At 46.7% G+C, this 17,445-nt stretch carries 14 protein-coding genes; 3 read left to right on the top strand and 11 right to left on the bottom strand.

Annotation, left to right across the window (positions count from 1 at the left end; genetic code table 11):
* Window positions 1-22 precede the first annotated feature (22 nt).
* The 3 genes from adhE to M1K58_RS21675 form a co-directional block, all read right to left on the bottom strand.
* A complete protein-coding gene (adhE, locus tag M1K58_RS21685; RefSeq protein ID WP_256760968.1) occupies window positions 23-2,638 on the bottom strand; it encodes a bifunctional acetaldehyde-CoA/alcohol dehydrogenase in 2,616 nt (871 codons plus the stop codon).
* A gap of 322 nt (window positions 2,639-2,960) precedes the next feature.
* Entirely contained in the window at window positions 2,961-4,250 is a 1,290-nt protein-coding gene (locus M1K58_RS21680; RefSeq protein ID WP_256760967.1) for a class II aldolase/adducin family protein, read from the bottom strand.
* Window positions 4,251-4,335: 85 nt separating this feature from the next.
* Window positions 4,336-5,031, bottom strand: coding sequence for a Crp/Fnr family transcriptional regulator (locus tag M1K58_RS21675; RefSeq protein WP_256760966.1), 696 nt, complete (start codon window positions 5,029-5,031; stop codon window positions 4,336-4,338).
* Window positions 5,032-5,261: 230 nt separating this feature from the next.
* Between M1K58_RS21675 and M1K58_RS21670 the strand changes: the two genes are divergently transcribed.
* Window positions 5,262-5,729: a hypothetical protein gene (locus M1K58_RS21670; protein ID WP_256760965.1), complete on the top strand. Its 468-nt coding sequence runs from the start codon at window positions 5,262-5,264 to the stop codon at window positions 5,727-5,729.
* Between the two features lie 99 nt (window positions 5,730-5,828).
* Here the strand turns inward: M1K58_RS21670 and M1K58_RS21665 are convergent, their stop codons facing one another.
* Window positions 5,829-7,940 (bottom strand): glycoside hydrolase family 52 protein, encoded by a 2,112-nt coding sequence (locus tag M1K58_RS21665; protein WP_256760964.1) that lies wholly within the window; start codon window positions 7,938-7,940, stop codon window positions 5,829-5,831.
* Window positions 7,941-8,067: 127 nt separating this feature from the next.
* Between M1K58_RS21665 and M1K58_RS21660 the strand changes: the two genes are divergently transcribed.
* On the top strand, window positions 8,068-9,012 hold the full coding sequence (locus M1K58_RS21660) for an AraC family transcriptional regulator (protein ID WP_256760963.1): 945 nt from the start codon (window positions 8,068-8,070) through the stop codon (window positions 9,010-9,012).
* 23 nt (window positions 9,013-9,035) lie between these two features.
* Here M1K58_RS21660 and M1K58_RS21655 read toward each other — a convergent pair whose 3' ends face one another.
* A complete protein-coding gene (locus M1K58_RS21655) occupies window positions 9,036-9,449 on the bottom strand; it encodes a tellurite resistance TerB family protein (protein WP_256760962.1) in 414 nt (137 codons plus the stop codon).
* Between the two features lie 204 nt (window positions 9,450-9,653).
* Here M1K58_RS21655 and yyaC point away from each other — a divergent pair, with 204 nt between their 5' ends.
* Complete coding sequence (gene yyaC / locus M1K58_RS21650) at window positions 9,654-10,238, top strand: spore protease YyaC (protein WP_256760961.1); 585 nt, start codon at window positions 9,654-9,656, stop codon at window positions 10,236-10,238.
* Between the two features lie 47 nt (window positions 10,239-10,285).
* On the opposite strand, the gene M1K58_RS21645 is transcribed toward yyaC, so the two are convergent.
* The 6 genes from M1K58_RS21645 to M1K58_RS21620 all read right to left on the bottom strand — a co-directional run bounded on the left by M1K58_RS21645 (window position 10,286) and on the right by M1K58_RS21620 (window position 17,439).
* Entirely contained in the window at window positions 10,286-11,716 is a 1,431-nt protein-coding gene (locus M1K58_RS21645) for an NAD-dependent malic enzyme (RefSeq protein WP_256760960.1), read from the bottom strand.
* A gap of 26 nt (window positions 11,717-11,742) precedes the next feature.
* Window positions 11,743-12,249 carry a DUF2179 domain-containing protein gene (locus M1K58_RS21640; RefSeq protein ID WP_256760959.1) on the bottom strand — a complete coding sequence of 169 codons (507 nt, stop codon included), beginning with the start codon at window positions 12,247-12,249 and terminating at the stop codon, window positions 11,743-11,745.
* Window positions 12,250-12,314: 65 nt separating this feature from the next.
* The gene (locus M1K58_RS21635; RefSeq protein ID WP_256760958.1) at window positions 12,315-13,484 is read right to left on the bottom strand and encodes an iron-containing alcohol dehydrogenase; all 1,170 of its coding nucleotides are present in this window, start codon (window positions 13,482-13,484) and stop codon (window positions 12,315-12,317) included.
* Window positions 13,481-14,605 (bottom strand): Zn-dependent alcohol dehydrogenase, encoded by a 1,125-nt coding sequence (locus M1K58_RS21630; RefSeq protein ID WP_256760957.1) that lies wholly within the window; start codon window positions 14,603-14,605, stop codon window positions 13,481-13,483. Before M1K58_RS21630 ends, M1K58_RS21635 begins: the two co-directional genes overlap by 4 nt.
* Window positions 14,606-14,623: 18 nt before the next feature.
* Complete coding sequence (locus M1K58_RS21625) at window positions 14,624-16,111, bottom strand: aldehyde dehydrogenase family protein (RefSeq protein WP_256760956.1); 1,488 nt, start codon at window positions 16,109-16,111, stop codon at window positions 14,624-14,626.
* Complete coding sequence (locus M1K58_RS21620) at window positions 16,108-17,439, bottom strand: lyase family protein (RefSeq protein ID WP_256760955.1); 1,332 nt, start codon at window positions 17,437-17,439, stop codon at window positions 16,108-16,110. Before M1K58_RS21620 ends, M1K58_RS21625 begins: the two co-directional genes overlap by 4 nt.
* Between the last annotated feature and the right edge of the window lie 6 nt (window positions 17,440-17,445).

Below are 17,445 nucleotides of genomic sequence, written 5' to 3'. Positions count from 1 at the left end.
ATATGAATTCTCATAGATGTTGTTATTCAAAGCGGCCATAGAATGCTTTGCGATAGACTTCAGCAAGCTCTGTGACAAGCGGCATACGCGGATTAGCTGTCGTACATTGGTCCTCGAAAGCACGATCCGCCAGCTCATCGACTTTATTCTCGAATTTCTGAGGATCGATGCCCAGCTCACTGAACGATGCTGGTATATCCAGGATTTGATTCAGCTTCCGAATCGCTTCGATCAGGCTGTTGACGCCTTCTTCCGTCGTACGAGCAGGCAGTCCTAGTATTCTAGCGATTTCTGCATAACGCAAATCTGCTACGAAATGATCGTATTTCGGGAAAGAAGCGAATTTCGTTGGCTTCTGAGCATTATAACGAATGACATAAGGCATAAGAATGGCATTTGTTCTACCGTGAGCCGTATGGAATTCTCCACCCCACTTATGCGCTAAGCTGTGATTGATACCTAAGAATGCATTGGCGAATGCCATACCTGCAATCGACGATGCGTTGTGCATTTTCTCACGTGCAAGTGGGTCTGCTGTTTTGTACGAATTTTCCAGATGCTCGAATACCAATTGGATCGCTTTGATTGCCAACCCATCTGTGAAGTCATTCGCCATAACCGAGACATAAGCTTCAATGGCATGCGTCAGAACATCCATCCCTGTATCTGCTACTGCAGTCTTAGGTAAGCTGTACACATACTCAGGATCGATAATCGCAACATCAGGTGTCAACTCGTAGTCTGCAAGTGGATACTTGGTATTACCCGACTTCTTATCGGTAATAACAGCGAACGATGTGACCTCCGAGCCTGTTCCCGAAGTTGTCGGGATCGCTACGAATTTAGCTTTGCTTCCGAGTCGCGGATATTTGTATACCCGCTTGCGGATATCCATAAACTTCTGTTTCAACGAATGGAACGAGGTTTCGGGATATTCGTAGAACAACCACATCGCCTTCGCAGCATCCATCGGTGATCCGCCGCCGAGTGCAATGACGCAGTCTGGCTGGAACCCTTCCATGATCCGAGTTCCACGCTCAACCGTATCCACAGATGGATCTGGTTCAACCTCCGAGAATACCTCGATGAAAACAGGCGTTTTCCGTTTGCGAAGGTAGTATTCTACCCGATCGACATACCCTAGCTTCACCATCATCGGGTCAGTTACGATCAGTATCCGATGAATGTCAGGCATCTTCTCCAAATATTGAGTGGAGCCTTTCTCGAAATAGATTTTCGGCGGTACCTTAAACCATTGCATATTCACTGTCCGGTAAGCGACTCGCTTAATATTTAGCAAGTTTACCGCTGTTACGTTAGAAGTCGTCGAGTTATGACCGTACGATCCGCAACCAAGTGTCAACGATGGTAAGTTCGTATTGTACAGATCGCCAATCGCTCCATGAGTAGAAGGTGAATTCACAATAACCCGACCGGTTTTTAGAGTGGCAGCAAATTCTGCAATTACCGCATCATCCTTGGAATGAATAACCGAAGAGTGACCCATACCACCGAAGGCTGTAACTTCTGCAGCTCTTTGTATGCCTTGTGTCGCATTTTTCACTTTGTAGCAGGCAAGAACCGGGCTAAGCTTCTCAGCGGATAGTGGAAATTCCCTACCTACCCCAGTCAGCTCTGCGACGAGAATTTTCGTTTGAGGAGGAACGGTTAGGTTTGCCATTTGAGCGATTTGAACCGCTGACTGACCTACGATTACAGCGTTAACTGCACATCTGTCCTCATTGATAACGAGCTTAGATACTGCTGCCGTTTCTTCTTTATTCAAGAAATAGCAGCCCATTTCACTCATCAACCGCTTCGTCTCAGCGTAGATTGGCTCTTCGATAATGACAGCTTGCTCAGATGCGCAAATCATCCCATTATCGAACGTCTTGGATAAGATCAAATCTGTGACAGCTTGCTGAAGATCCGCAGATTTCTCAATGAAGCACGGTACGTTACCGGGACCTACACCAAGCGCTGGCTTCCCTGTGCTATATGCTGCCTTCACCATTGCGGATCCGCCAGTAGCAAGAACAAGTGCAATATCTGGATGATTCATGAGTAAGCCTGTTGCTTCTAGGGACGGATTCTCGACCCATTGAATGCAACCTTCGGGTGCTCCCGCTTTAACTGCAGCTTCCATTACGGTACGAGCAGCTGCTTCACTACTCTTCTGTGCAGATGGATGAAAAGCGAAAATAATCGGATTACGAGTTTTCATAGCTATGATCGATTTGAACATTGTCGTTGAAGTTGGATTCGTTACAGGTGTTACACCAGCAATGATCCCCACTGGCTCCGCCACCTTGCGGAAGTTCTCATATGGATTTTCCTCGATGACGCCAACCGTTTTATCGCCTTTTACACTATGGTAAATATACTCTGTCGCAAAAATATTTTTGGTAATTTTATCTTCATATACACCTCTGCCGGTTTCTTCCACAGCTAATTTCGCTAACACCATGTGCTGATCCAGACCTGCAAGTGCCATTTGTTGAATGACGTGATCTACCTGTTCCTGGTCCAGCTGCATGAACTGTTCTCGAGCTTTCAACGCTTTGGAAACAAGTCGGTTTACCTCCACCTGTGCATTTGGCAATACTTTCTCTTCTCCTTGCTTCTCCTTGACCGCCATACGCTCCACCTCCAGATATAATTGCTCTCTATATTTTGTGAAACAATTGTGAATTAATTCACAAGTACTAAAAGCACTCAATCTCAAGATGTTTGTCCGCACCCCTATCGAATAACTATCCTTAGGATGTGTCCTTCTTGATTGATTTAAGTATAGCTCTTCAAGTTTCCTTTTAATGTGATTAATGTCACACATCAAACTTGGTTAGGAAAATTTTACCTCAAGGACGCAATCATTTCAACTTCTTTTTATTAAAAGTGCTCTCAGGCCAGAACCGGCACTTCCGGATGTTACACCGGAAGGCCGTTCGTCTATCCCTCGATTAAGCTAAACCAAATGCTTCCTCAATATCACGAATTTTCTGCTCATCGATCGGCACAATCTCGCCGATACAACGCGAGGAAATAATTGCCTTCGCGCTATATTCCGCAACCTCAAGTCGGTCGAAAGCATTCAACAGCCCTTGTCCCGTCACGATTGCACAATTATTTTCTACTAACGCAATCGGTGTATCCGGGGTGAAAATCGCAGCTGCGCCTTCTGGGTCGGTGTAGATGGATCCAAAAGACAGCTTAGGCGTACGACGGAGTAAAATATAGCTCTCTGGAATCGTTCTGGAATCAAACATATCCTCTGTTACTGCGAAAGCCATAATGTTCGGTGGATGAGCGATAATGACGGAATCCACATGCGGATGCTGCTTATAAATTTGCTCATGCAGCTTCACAGAGCGGCTTGGACGCTTTCCTTCCTCAACCTTGCCATTATCCACGCGAACAAGGTGCTCGATTCCCATGTATTTACGATCCAAACCATTAGGAGTAATGATGAAGCTACCATCCTCAAGCCGTTGAGAGAATGTTCCTTGAGTGCTCGTAAACAAACGTTGGTCATATGAACGTTGTATGAACTTAATCATTTCACGACGGAGCTCTCTCTCCTTCGCACTGTAGCTATTCGGACGGAACGTATCCAAGTGAGGATCCTCATTTGCTTTGACTGTATCAAAGTGTTCCTCCGACAACAATACAGGCTTGCCCAATCTGTTGGCTTTAATCTCTAATCTTGCACAGAAATCAAGCGTTTCGAAGATTTGGAAGGTGTCGAACAAATTGGGACCACCGATCACGATGCCATGGTTCTCTAGCATCACAGTATCGATTCCTTCCGCAAATACAGAGGCGATCTTCTGTCCTAGCTCTTCGCTTCCAGGAAGCGCATATTCTGCCATTCCAATTTTCCCGCAAATCTTTCGTTCATTCGGTAGCATGCGCGTATCTGGGATACGACGAACAATACTGAAAGAAACGAGTGCAGGAGGGTGAGCGTGAACAACCGCCTTCAAATCCGGTCTTGTTTGATAAATCAATCTATGAAAGGGCAATTCACTAGATGGTCTGTGAATCCCCACAACTTGCCCATCCGCTTTCACGCACACAATATCATTTCGGCTCAGGGAGCCTTTGTCTATGCCAGCTGGTGTAATCCATATATCACCATTGTCGTCCAATATGGATAGATTGCCTCCCGAGGTCGTCGTCATGCCGTACCCATAAATGCGTTCCATCATTAAAGTGATCTGGTCCGCTGGATGTAGAAGTTCAAAATTCATAATCCGTCACTTCCCTTTACTGTGGTGTAGTTTTGTTAATGTTAAGATTACGGAATAAGCACTGCAAACACTGTGATAAATATCACTACAATTGCTCGCTCCAGCTTCTCAAAGAATCTACATCATGAATAACGAATCCAGTACGATGCATATCCGCAATTCCTTCATCATGAAGCTGCCCTAGAAACAATGACAAATTTTCCTTTGTACTTCCAATGGTTTGCGCAAGCTGCTCCTGAGTCATCGGAATACCGATACGTAATTCACCCTTGACTGAGTTTCCATAATGCTCGACAAGCTTTAGTAAAAACATCTTCCCCCGATGTTGAGAGCCTTGCCCGCTAAGCTTCTTCTTGCCCCGAAGTTGATATTGGTTTTCTCTCATGCTCCTCTTAATCTTCTCTGAGATTACGGGTTGAGTAAGGAGAAAGTTGTCGAACTTCTTTTTCTGAAGAACAAGCACTACTGTCTGGACAATGCACTCAGCGGTTACAGAATGATGCAATTGTTTGGAGCTTCCCGTAGGGGGGAGCATTTCACCACTCTTATAATAAGAAGCAATCCGCTCAACACCATTGGCGTCCAACCGATACGTTTTTACTAATCCTGATTTTACCACAAACAGTGCATTCGTCTCGCTACCTTCCGTGAATATTATCGTTTTCTTACGATGATTTCGTTGTATGAATAAACAACTCACTTGATGAAGCTCGTCGGGGTTTAAATATCGAAATAGATTCACCTGTTGAACAATGTGCTCTGAGGATGCTTCAGTCACCATAAAAATTCCCCTTTCTTGAAAATATCATTGCTCTTGGTTTCCAGTATAAGACGTTAAGCTTTAGATTCATGTGATTTCTTTCACAATATTTGTTACAGATGTTTGACTTCTTAATCCGACAAAAACAGTTAAAATGATACTCCACGGTATAACAAACATTTCAGTTGAATATAGGTAAGATGGAAACCGTATTAAACTATTTGGAATAGAAGGAGTTTGTTGCTTACACAATGATAAAGCACGGTATATTAGCGCAAGCACAGTTGAACGTCACTTTCACGCTTCTAGTTAAAGCCAAGAGAAGAACTCATGCCTTGGGTATGGCTGATTTCCAACTGAATAATGAAAATATCATCTTAGATCGGATCCAGTTGGTGAACGAACAAGGCTTCATACAAACACCTAAAGTAGAACGAATTGATCCCATTCAATGGATTACCGTTCATTCAACGGACTACAGTAATCTATTTAAGGTTGTAGGACAAATTCGCTTAGTACTTAGCATGGATAGGAATGTTGAGCATCATGTGGATAGCCTATGGACGAGAGCTTACAAATTCCCACGGTCTATGATCCAAGATCGAACGAACTGGGTCATTCCAACAACACATGAACCGGCATTCACACAAGTGCTAAGTCAGACCTTGGAATTTAACAGTGGGGCTAGAGATTCAAAGCTTATCACTGAAGTGGGGTGAAATCACTCCGTAACATAGGCCAAAAGCGACAAGGTGGTCGTACGGGGTTTCCCCTTGTACGACCACCTTGTCTTCTTACTCTTCTCATCCTATTAAGCATTACTCACTCAACCACAATATACTCGTAACCCCTCTAGGGTAATACTTACTTCCGGCAATTTCACCTGAGATGATTTGATCGCTCCAGCTCCATATGGATAGCTCCGGATGGGTTAGCCACTTCACGTGAGCTGCATCCGCCGCCCGTCCTTGCTCATCCCACGGTACGCCAAGAATTCGACGCGCAATGAATTGACTTAAGTAAATTTTACTTAACCAGCTATTATTGCTAGTCGACGAAATTTTCCATCCTCCGTCCTCGAACAGACAAACGCCTTCACGAAGTACCTCATGGAGATGACTCTTTAATACTTGAATATACTCTCCGAACCTACCTTCAGAATCCAACGCTTCCGGATTCCCCGTAAAGAAAGGAAACACGAGACCTTCTATCGCCGGTATAATCTTAGAGTTATTACCTTCTCCAATTACAGCTGGGATCGTACCATCATCGCCAACATGACTAACAAGAGTAGCAGCGCATTTATCCGCTTGAACGCTAGCAATTGCGGCCAGCTCGGAGCGACCTTGGCTATGAAACAGTTTCTCCATAGCCACGTAAGCTGCCCAGCATTTGCTCGCTAAATAGATATTATTCCGCGATTGTCCAAGTGAAACATCAAGGCTATCGTAGGTCGTAATTTCCGCCCCACCCATCGTCCTCGAGCTGTCCAGCCCCATAACCCCGTTACGCTTCTCCGGATCTGGATGATCGCGGTTCAACATACTTTCTAGGCAGCTCTCCATCACCGATAGATTGTGATTCAGCCAAGCTTGATCCACTGTCTGTTCCACATATACCGCCGCGCATAATACCCAGTTCACAAGCTGCTCGTGAGTCATATGAGAGAAGCAACCATCGATACCATATAGCTCGTAAGAGGAATATTCGGGACGCGAGATCACATTCGCTACACCCATATCATGTGTAAAGCTAATGCCACCTGGATATTCCGTCGAATCATTCGGAAACCGAACGGTATCGTTGTAACTAAACCTCTTCACGAACATATCTAGCTCATTTTTGACCGTCCATGGATTGAATTTCATCTCATAGAATAATTGATCAACGGTGAGATCAAACGTATTCATCATCCGATACTCGCCCTCGTTCACGACCCAGAAGGGCTTGCCTTCATGCTCGAGCAATTGGGTTGAACCATAATAACTGCGAATGGAATGTGCCATCATGAACTTCTGGTCATCCGACAAGTTATCGCGATCAAGAATATCGTTAGCGAGTTCAGCTTCCTTACGCAGCACATCAAATCTGCCCAACGCGTATTGTGCCACGGATTCAATGTTCGGAAACAGTCGTGCATAGTAATAGGACGCATCCATCCCTGCTGTTACGTAACCAGCACGATGGAAACAAATCGCGAATCGGTATACTCCCCGCTGACCGGGCTCCGTATCCGCGATCAATGCTCCAAGCGTACCTAGTCCGAATGTCCAATTTTCCGTTAGTGAAGCTCCCAATATATCCTCCATGCTGAAATGGAGAGCAGAACGCACCGCCGGATCAGCCGATACGATCGCAGTGGATCGTCCTTGTCCAATACCCACTAGTCCTGGACAGGTATCGTCCATCCTGCGCATGGCACTGTACGGATCTGTTCCTTGGTAACCAAAGAAAGCCCTCCGCTTGCGTGTCGACCTCGTATTGTCAACGATTAGCTCAGCAAGAACAGCAGGTACTAACACGTCCTTCATTTCTTCATCCGATGCTGACTCAGGATCAGGTATAGTACGAACCTGTGAATAAATTCGGAACGATAAGTCTCCAGATGTCCAGGTGTCCGTAGTTAGGCGAAAATCCCGGACAATTTGGTCCTTCGAAAAAGGGTGCAATAGTCGAGGCTTATTGGGATTCGGATCTGGATTCTCAATATCATAACGCTTACTTTCATCCGCTTCCTCTGAAGCATGAAAGGGGAAAGTGTCATATCCGCTTCCATCTTCCTTTTCTAAGCCGATAAATACGTTTTGCTTCGGGGAACGTCCTAATTCCAGATCAAGACCTCCGCCTGCACCTAGGAATCCTAATGTAAAACTAGCAAAAGCACCTATCGGTGAATGGTGTGCATTAAAGAAGTCATTTCTAGCTACCATGATGTGAAGCTCCCTTCTTCAATTGGGTTTTCACTTATCATAGTGGAAATGAGTACTGCTTCCCATGTTCAAAACACGCTTCTATTTGGGCAAAAAAATCCTGAGAAAGGAGGACGTATGCTATAATTTGAGCATCATACGAATGTGGGGAATCCGATCGATGAAACGAATCATTCCAACCGGCATGGAGAATAGTCTGGAGTGGAAAGCCGCGCCTGATGTTCAAGCGGTCATCCATGTGTTTGCGGCGCATTGGCGCAAGGTTAATTCCGCTTGGACCTATCCCGAGCATACGCATCCCTTGTTCGAATTTAACGTCGCTTGGAAAGGCAAGCAGCGAATGAATGTGAATGGGCGCCCCCTTGTTCAAGAAGAAGGGGACATATTATTTATCCAACCGGAAGTCGTTCACCGCAGTGACGGATTCGTCGATGGCGGGGAAATGGCGTATTTCAGCCTGCATTTTGGAATTGATGACCCTTCCTTGCGTCGGAGCCTATTATCTATTAAAGAGAGCGTAATTCCTGCGAATTCAGCCATAGCCACCAATTTGTATGAGATATTCAGTCACTATATGAAACTCTCTGATCCACAAGTAAATAACGGTCAAGGAAGCATGGTCTTACAAGAAAGTCTTCTTTCCCTGCAAGCTTCATTCCGCTTATTCGCCACATTATGTGAGTGGGTGTTAAGTCAAGAACCCGCATTAAGGAATGACCACACCGAACCGACTATTTCGATTGCTCGAGCGATAGAACGGGCGCTTAATCATTCCCTTAACGAAAATCGCGGAGTCTCAGAGGAACGAACCAGCATTGAGCAAATTGCTGCCTCGCTCGGCTATTCCCCAGCTTACTGCAACAAAGTTTTCAAGCTCGTATACGGGATTTCCCCAAGACAATATTTATCTGACTTAACAATTCGCGAAGCCAAGCTACTGCTAATGGACCAAACGCTTACGATAGAAGATATTGCTTACCGCATTGGTTACCGAGAAGTTTCCTATTTCAGCAAACAATTTAAGCGTTGGACAGGCATCTCTCCATTAGGCTATAGAAGGCTATCTCATTAATCCAACAGCATCAACGGGATTGTTTACGCAGTTGGATTCAGGATGAGCTTGAGCCCCTCAACCTTAAGCTGTTCAACACGGATAACCCATTTTTTATACGAATCATACGTTTCATCAGAAATTCCGAATATTCGTTTCATCTCCAGCACGATCTGTTGTTCATCCTCGCTATAATCTCCATCTGAGAATACAAGGAGGAGAATCTCGACCATAAAGATGTTCTTCACCTGTTCATCCTTGATGCTCTCAATAATGTCCGAGAGATTCCTCTCCGATGCAGACTGCTTCATATCGACTTCCATATTCATTTCATTTCTAAAGGATTGTAAATATCGCTCTTCATTACCGCTTATATAGCCATCAGCTTTCGCAACAAGTTGTGCCAAATCCATGAACGCTTCTTTATGTTCTTTGGATTGTATAAAATGTAAAAACAATGCCGACAACTCCTCTGTGTGTGTGGATGAAAGTATACCCGTATAAGGCTTCGACGTATTAGGGTACTATTCCTTGTTCACACATTATGTCGAAAAAAAATTCTCTCAGAGGATTAGCATGTGCTAAATAACGACAGCCCTCTCAAGATACATAATGTATCATTAAGCAAATGACAACATTACGGTCTTGAAAGGTGAACCATTATGCCGACTATTCATAACCCTTCTTTTTATATCGCTCATACGGACTCCGCTGCTTCAATGCGATTAACCAATCAATTGAAACACTATTTCAATGCGCTACAGCCTAGCAGGCGGATCATTATTGTCTGTGTGGGAACTGATCGATGCACGGGAGATTCACTTGGTCCTCTATCTGGAACACTTCTCAGCAAGTACCGTTCCAACTCATTTGATCTATATGGCACGCTGGAAAATCCTATTCATGCGATGAATCTAGACGAGACGATTGAACGGATATACACAACAAATATCGATCCATTCGTCATCGCTATTGACGCCTGTCTTGGAAGAGCCGCTAGTATCGGAACGATCCATATTATCGATGGACCATTACGACCAGGTGCTGGAGTGAATAAGCAGTTAACACCTGTCGGGGATATCCATATTTCCGGTATCGTAAATGTAGGGGGTCTATTAGGCTATCAGGTCCTTCAAAACACTAGACTCCACCTTATCATGAGCATGGCCAACATGATCTCTCGAAGCTTGTTCGTTGCCATATCCATTTCTGGTAAAGAAGATCATGAACAGTTGGGGGCTAAATAATCTAGCCCCCCTCGCGATAGTCGGTATCGAGCTAACCGTTCAGACTCCTACCGATACTCCTTAGGAATTCTCCTTGCTACACCGCTATTAATCGCGGCGCGGATGACTTTGTCCCGTATTCGCTCAACGACCGACTGATCGAATACGCTAGGCACGATGTAATATTTGCTAAGCTTATCATCGGATATAACCGATGCGATTGCTGCTGATGCGGCTAGCTTCATCTCCTCGTTAATAGACGATGCCCTGCAATCTAGCGCTGCTCGGAATATCCCAGGGAAGCAGAGAACGTTATTGATCTGATTAGGATAATCCGATCGACCAGTGGCCGCAACTGCAACGATATCGTCGATATCTCCCGGAATAATTTCTGGATGTGGGTTGGCCATCGCAAACACGATCGGATTCGGAGCCATCTCCAAAACGTCCTCCCGCGTCAGCATCCCTCCTGCCGATACACCAATGAACACATCTGCTCCTCTAACAGCATCTCTGAGAGAACCCGTCTTGCGATGCGGATTCGTATACTCGGCATAGCTTGTCTTAATCGGATTCGAATAATCTCCTCCTTGCACGAGAATACCTTCCTTGTCGACCCCAATCAACTCCTTGACTCCAGCCGACAGCAATATCTTGCTGATCGCGACTCCCGCTGCACCAATTCCGCAGACGACCACCGTAGCCTCGGTGAGTGATTTGCCGGCAATCTTCAGCGCATTAATCAGACCCGCATAAGTGACCACAGCAGTCCCGTGTTGATCATCATGAAAGACTGGAATATCTAGCTCTTCGCGGAGCCGCTCCTCGATCTCGAAGCAACGCGGTGAGGCGATATCCTCCAGATTAATTCCGCCGAAAGCTGGAGAGATCGCTTTAATCGTGCGGATAATCTCCTCCGTATCGACCGTATCCAGACAAATCGGGAAGGCGTCTACACCAGCGAATTGCTTGAAAAGCATCGCCTTTCCTTCCATAACCGGCATCGCTGCCCTGGAGCCAATATTTCCGAGCCCGAGCACAGCAGTTCCGTCTGAAATAACTGCAACCGTATTTCGCTTAATCGTCAAAGAATAGGCCTTGTTCGGATCCTCATAAATAGCGGTGCAAACCCGGGCGACATCTGGCGTGTACACACGTGACAGATCATCGCGGTTTTGTATCGTTACCTTGGGTGTGACCTCGATTTTGCCTCCCAAATGGAGTAGGAAGGTGCGATCCGACGTATTCACAACACGAATGCCTGGAATCTTCTCGATGGCATTTGTAATTAGAGCTATTCCTGACGCGTCAGCGACGTTAACCGTCATATCCCTAATGCTGCTTTCGTGTCCGATGTGGATCGTATCGATCGCGATAATATCCCCGCCTAAGCTGGATACGATATTCGCGACAAGTCCGAAATTCATCCGTTCCCCATGGATCTCGAGACGGATTATGACACTATTGCCACCCATCTCCTTATGCTGTTTTTGCTCCATATGAATTCCCCCTCATCCTGTATTTGCTACATTCGTCTTGCCAGGAAGCCTCCATGAAATGCCTTGGGCTCGTAACTAACGATAAAGCAGTTCGGATCTTCCGCGAGCACATCACGGTACAACTGTTGCTGGAGTTTACGTGGAAGAACGATGTTAAGCACCCAGCGCTTGCCTTCTCTTCCGTCCCCAGCCCAACGAGTCACCCCGTAGCCTTTGCCTCTTAGCAATGCTGCGAGCTCTTCAAACTCAGTCTTCGTGATGATTTGTACCGTAATATACCCGATAGCTAAACGCTCCTCGATTTTGACGCCAAGAAGCACCCCTACCCCATAACTTAAACAATAGATAAGCAAATTCAGAGGATTATCCAGATTGTCCAACACAAGCTTGAACCCAACCACATATATACCGATTTCGATCGCACTCATGAGAGCCGCGATGTAACGAATTCCTTTAACCATAAGAATGAAGCGGATAGATAACATGCTTACATAAGTAATTTGCAACGCCATAATCGTGAATAAGACGCCCATTGTGCACCACCTGTCATGATGGCGAAAGGCGTTGATGAAAGTCATCAACGCCCCTTCGCATTCAATTACTGTAAGATAAGCTTCGCCAAACGATTCAAATCCTCATCCGCTGCGTAGCGACAGTTGTTATTACGCATTGGAGCATTTTCCGTAGATGCCGCAGTTTCCGCCAAACGATCCACATTGGACAAGGTTAATCCATCCGCTGCAAGGGAAAGTAGCATTCCCGAATCTTCCACAAGCTTGCGATAGAATTGTGCACCAGCATGTGCTTGATCTTCTACACTAGTAGATGTCGTATGCACAGCGCCCATTGCTCTAGCGATTTCCGCATGAATAGCTTCATTGCCTTCAATATTCCATTCATAAGCATGGTAGAGTGATATGGCTACCGCGCGACCATGATGGATACGAGCTAATGTGCCGAGCGCGTGACCCATGCAGTGTGCAATTCCGGTACCCCCTTGTTCGATTGCCATTCCACCGAACATCGAGCCAATACTCAATTGCCCTCTTGCCTCCAGGTTTTGTGGATTCTCGATCACCTGCATTAAGCTACCTGAAATCATCCGAATCGCCTGTAGCCCTACCGCTTGAATAATTGCATTTCCCCGTTTGCCCGCAACAGCTTCTAGTGCATGAATGAGTGCATCCAAACCCGTTGCAGCAGTGAGATGGGGAGGCAATGCGACTGTTAATGTCGGATCAAGCAAAGCAAGATCAGGAGCCAAATCGTAATCCCACCCCCATACTTTGCGCTTCTCCCGATTAGAGAAAACAACGGTGCTAGTTACTTCCGCACCTGTACCCGAGGTTGTAGGGATCATAATCGTCTTAATTTGCTTCGGCTCGAATGGGTTCGCCATTAGCGCGTAATGCTCAGTCGGATGATTCGCCCCAGCGACTAATGCCGCGAGTTTGGCAACATCCATCGCAGAACCTCCGCCCAGTCCGATCACACAACGGGTATTCGATTCGCGAATGACGCTCGCCGCTTCGTCGATCGAGACACTAGATGGATCGCTTTGCACATCGGAGAAAATCGTCACCTCGACGCCTTGGCCTCGCAGAGCAGAAGCAATTTCATCCGCTACCCCAACCTTGACGAGACCCGGATCGGTAACGAGCACCGCATGGGTTCCTCCGCTCAAAGCTTTAACATCTTCCCCAATCTGCTTCGATCGTCCAATCCCATATGCAACTCTTGTTTTCGTTTGAAAATCGAATTCGCTCAAAGGGGGTCACCTCCGAATTCAACAACCGTACGTCCAACATTTACGCAACAAGGGTCATGAAAAGCATCGATGGCTTGATTAATATTCGGTAGGGATATGCGATCAAGAATCAATTCATCCAATTGGAATTTCCCATCCAAATATAGCTGCGCGATAATCGGAAAATCACGGAATGGATGGACATCTCCATAGAAGCTCCCCTTGAGCACTTTACCCACTCGATGAAAGCCTCCGGCCGGAAGTGCAAGCTCCTTTTTCGGGTTAAAGGCACCGACGACAACTGTCGTGCCACCTTTGCGCGTCCCTTTCCATGCCGACTGAGCAGCCATCGTATTGCCTGAGCAATCGATCGCGTAGTGAACGCCAAAGCCGCCAGTCAGTTCCATAAGTGCTTCTGCAGCGTCTACTTCTCCGACATTCACCACGTCAGTAGCTCCGAATTTTTTAGCAATTTCGAGATTTTGCGCTTTCAAATCACAAGCGATAATACGGCTAGCGCCAGCAATTCGTGCACCCTGTATTGCATTTACGCCAACACCGCCGATGCCGAACACGGCGACCGTAGACCCTGGCTTCACTTGAGCTGCCCGAACAGCCGCGCCATATCCCGTCGCAACACCGCAGCCAATAAGAGATGCTTGTGCCATCGGCATATGATCCGGCATTTTGATACAGCTCATTTCTGGAACGACTGTGTATTCTGCGAAAGTGCTTAGCAAGGAGTTATGATATAACCGTTGACCACTCTGGCTCAGCCGAGAAGTTCCATCCAGTAGCGTACCTGCGAACATCGGTCCAAAGGCGGATTCGCACAGATTCACTTGACCTGTCTGACAGAACTCGCAAGTTCCACAGAACGGCACCCAACTGAGCGCAACGACATCTCCAACCTTTACAGTTCGAACATTAGCCCCGACCTCCATGACGATTCCAGCCCCTTCATGACCGAGAATCGTTGGCACCGGAGTCGTCTCATCCTCCATAGCGTTCAAGTCACTGTGGCATACGCCTGTCGCCATGATTTTAACAAGCACCTCTGTGGCTTTTGGTTCAGCAAGCTGAACCTTTTCTATCGAAAGCGGTTGCTGCGTTCCTTTCATGATCGCCGCTAACATATCCATCTGTCGTTTCCTCCTGCCTCAATGGGCAATCCAAATCGCTTTCATTTTCGTAAAAGAATCCAAGCTATGGATGGCATATTCTTTACCCCATCCGGATTGCTTGAACCCACCAAACGGACTGGCGAAATCATAACAGCCATAACGATTAACGAATACTTGCCCTGCCTCTAGCTGCTTTGCAACACGATGAGCTCGCGCCACATCGTTCGTCCACAAGCCTGCTGCCAAACCGTATATCGTATCGTTGGCACCGCGTACGGCTTCTTCTTCCGTATCGAAAGGAAGGATACAAAGCACGGGTCCGAATATCTCTTCCTGCGCAATCGTCATATCGTTCGTTACATCCGCGAAAATGGTAGGACGAACATAGAAGCCTTCCGCGTTTGCACCCTCAATGTCCCGATGACCACCAACGACTAGACGCGCTCCCTGCTCCTTACCGATCGCGATATAGCGGAGGATACTGTCCATATGTGCATGAGACACTTGGGGGCCTTGATCGCTCGACGGATCGAACGGATCTCCGCATTTGTAAGCTTCTGCGTACTTGGAGATGCCTGCGACGACTTGCTCATATACAGGCCGTTGCACGAAAAGACGAGTCGGAGCACTGCATTTCTCTGCCTTATGAGTGAATAGGGCATAGAAGGATCGTTCAATCGCGCCGTCTAAATTCGGAGCATCCGCAAAAATAATATTCGGAGATTTGCCCCCGAGCTCTAACGTTACCGGCTTTAGATTGGAATCCGCTGAATCATGAACGAGCTGCTTACCAACCTGCGTACTCCCTGTAAAGGAAACTTTATCAACATCCATATGTGTCGTGATATGAGAGCCAATGCGCCCTTCACCTAGAATCAGATTGATGACTCCTGGAGGCAGGATGCCAGCATCATGGATGATTTCAAATAGTCTGATTACGGATAATGACGTGACGCTAGATGGCTTGAGAACAACGGTATTACCCATTGCGAGAGCAGGAGCGAGCTTTAACACCGCCATCTGGATGGGGAAATTCCAGGGTACGATTTGACCACACACCCCAACAGGGTCACGTGTCGTCCAACTCGTGAAATTGCCCTCTACCGGATTCATTTCCCCATAATACTTGTCTGTCCAGCCTGCGTAATATTCGAAAAGATCAGCACATTCCTCAACGTCATCTTTGTAGGCTTCTTTGTAAAGCTTGCCGTTATCAAGGGATTCCAAAGTCGCTAACTGATCTTGATATTCGCGAATAATTGCAGAAATCTGGCGCAATCTTCTGCCACGTTCCTTGCGGGTCATGCCTTTCCATTCCCCTGATTCGAAGGCGGATCTGGCCGACTGTACTGCTAAATCAACATCCTCTTTGGATGCCCCGGTAAAGGTGCCAAGTACTTTGCCATTCGATGGATTAATCGTTTCCATGGCTTTTCCCGAACCTGGTAACCAGGCTCCGTTTATATATAGAGGCTTTTTTTCTTTAAGCCATTCTGCCGCCCATTGCAGTTGAGGTGCTTTCATTTCTCGTTAACCTCGCTTTCGTATCTCCTGCGTATTTCCTCTATGGATTCCTCTTTCAACCATTGACTCACTTGTAAGTAACCGTATCTTTCCTTCAAAGCAACAACGATAGGAATAAAGCTATTGGACATCGCCCTGCATTTGTCCCCATCGGCTTCGATCCCCACCACGCATTTATCCGTAAAGAGGGTGACTGCGCGGTGCAGCATGCTCATCGCATCCATAACGTTAAAGCCCGCTAGTCCTTCCCAAACATTCAAATTGAGTTCCCCGTGCTCAAGAGAAGCTTGAACGGAACGATCCAACCCGATTACCTGGAAGCAGCATTGTATTAGCGTCTCTGGGATAACGGGATTGATCTTGCCAGGGAAAAACGATGAACCTGCCTGAACAGCCGGGAGCCTTAGTTCTCCGAATCCAGCCTCTGGACCAGAGGATAATAGTCTGAAGTCCTTGGCGATCTTGATCAACATACTGCTCAGTAGTTGCAATTCTGATGAGACTGCAGCCAGATCATCCATGTTCTGAGCCGCATCGTACAAATCATCTCGGTGTCGGAGCGATAAACCTGTTACTTCGTTTAAGGCATCTAATACATGTACTCGATAGCCTTTGGAAGCCCCCACACCAGAGCCAATGACCGTACCTCCTAAGTTGATCGCACGGAGCGCCTTCACTGAAAGATCCAGTTGTCCTACTCTACGTCGCAGCCCCTGTGCGAACCCGGCGAACATCGTTCCTAGTGAATCCTGCATTCCGTCTTGCAAGCATGTTCGTGTAATTGTTCGAACCTCAAGAAGCTCGATCCCTTTGCGTTCAATTTCATCAATTAGTCGCCATAACACTTCACTCAACCGCGTCGCAATTCTAATCACTGCGATTCTAAGTGCGGTATGACAAGCGTCGGAAGTTGATTGCGATGCATTAACATGATCCGCCGGGTGCACTGGACGATAGCCACCCCATGCGCCGCCTAGTATTTCATTTGCTAGGTTCGCAACAACTTCATTCATGTTCATGTTGCTACCAATGCTCCCGCCTCCATGATAGGGATCAACAATAAATTGCTCATCATGGCAGCCCGTCTTTAATTCCTCGCAAGCCTCTTCAATCGCTTGGAAGAGCGAACGGGGTAGCGTTCCTGCCCGTTCATTAGCCCTTGCCGCAGCCTGCTTCACTTCAGAGAGCGCGATAATATAATCCGGATAATCTCTCAATGATCGGCCGGAGAAAGATAGGTTTTCCACGCTTCGATGCGTTTGGATCCCATACAAAGCATCCTCTGGCAGTTCAACTTTACCGAAGGCATCCTCTTCGAACCGTGTCACGCCAAT

It is taken from the genome of Cohnella sp. WQ 127256 (assembly GCF_024519285.1).
In the GTDB taxonomy this organism is placed as follows: Bacteria; Bacillota; Bacilli; order Paenibacillales; family Paenibacillaceae; genus Cohnella.
The sequence above is the reverse complement of the archived record's forward strand: the minus strand, read 5'-3'. Positions and strand labels throughout refer to the sequence as shown.

Coding starts and splice junctions, on each gene's coding strand:
- adhE (WP_256760968.1), bottom strand. CDS start 2,638: ATGGCGGTCAAGGAGAAGCAAGGAGAAGAGAAAGTATTGCCAAATGCA.
- M1K58_RS21680 (WP_256760967.1), bottom strand. CDS start 4,250: ATGAATTTTGAACTTCTACATCCAGCGGACCAGATCACTTTAATGATG.
- M1K58_RS21675 (WP_256760966.1), bottom strand. CDS start 5,031: ATGGTGACTGAAGCATCCTCAGAGCACATTGTTCAACAGGTGAATCTA.
- M1K58_RS21670 (WP_256760965.1), top strand. CDS start 5,262: ATGATAAAGCACGGTATATTAGCGCAAGCACAGTTGAACGTCACTTTC.
- M1K58_RS21665 (WP_256760964.1), bottom strand. CDS start 7,940: ATGGTAGCTAGAAATGACTTCTTTAATGCACACCATTCACCGATAGGT.
- yyaC (WP_256760961.1), top strand. CDS start 9,654: ATGCCGACTATTCATAACCCTTCTTTTTATATCGCTCATACGGACTCC.
- M1K58_RS21645 (WP_256760960.1), bottom strand. CDS start 11,716: ATGGAGCAAAAACAGCATAAGGAGATGGGTGGCAATAGTGTCATAATC.
- M1K58_RS21640 (WP_256760959.1), bottom strand. CDS start 12,249: ATGGGCGTCTTATTCACGATTATGGCGTTGCAAATTACTTATGTAAGC.
- M1K58_RS21630 (WP_256760957.1), bottom strand. CDS start 14,605: ATGGATATGTTAGCGGCGATCATGAAAGGAACGCAGCAACCGCTTTCG.
- M1K58_RS21625 (WP_256760956.1), bottom strand. CDS start 16,111: ATGAAAGCACCTCAACTGCAATGGGCGGCAGAATGGCTTAAAGAAAAA.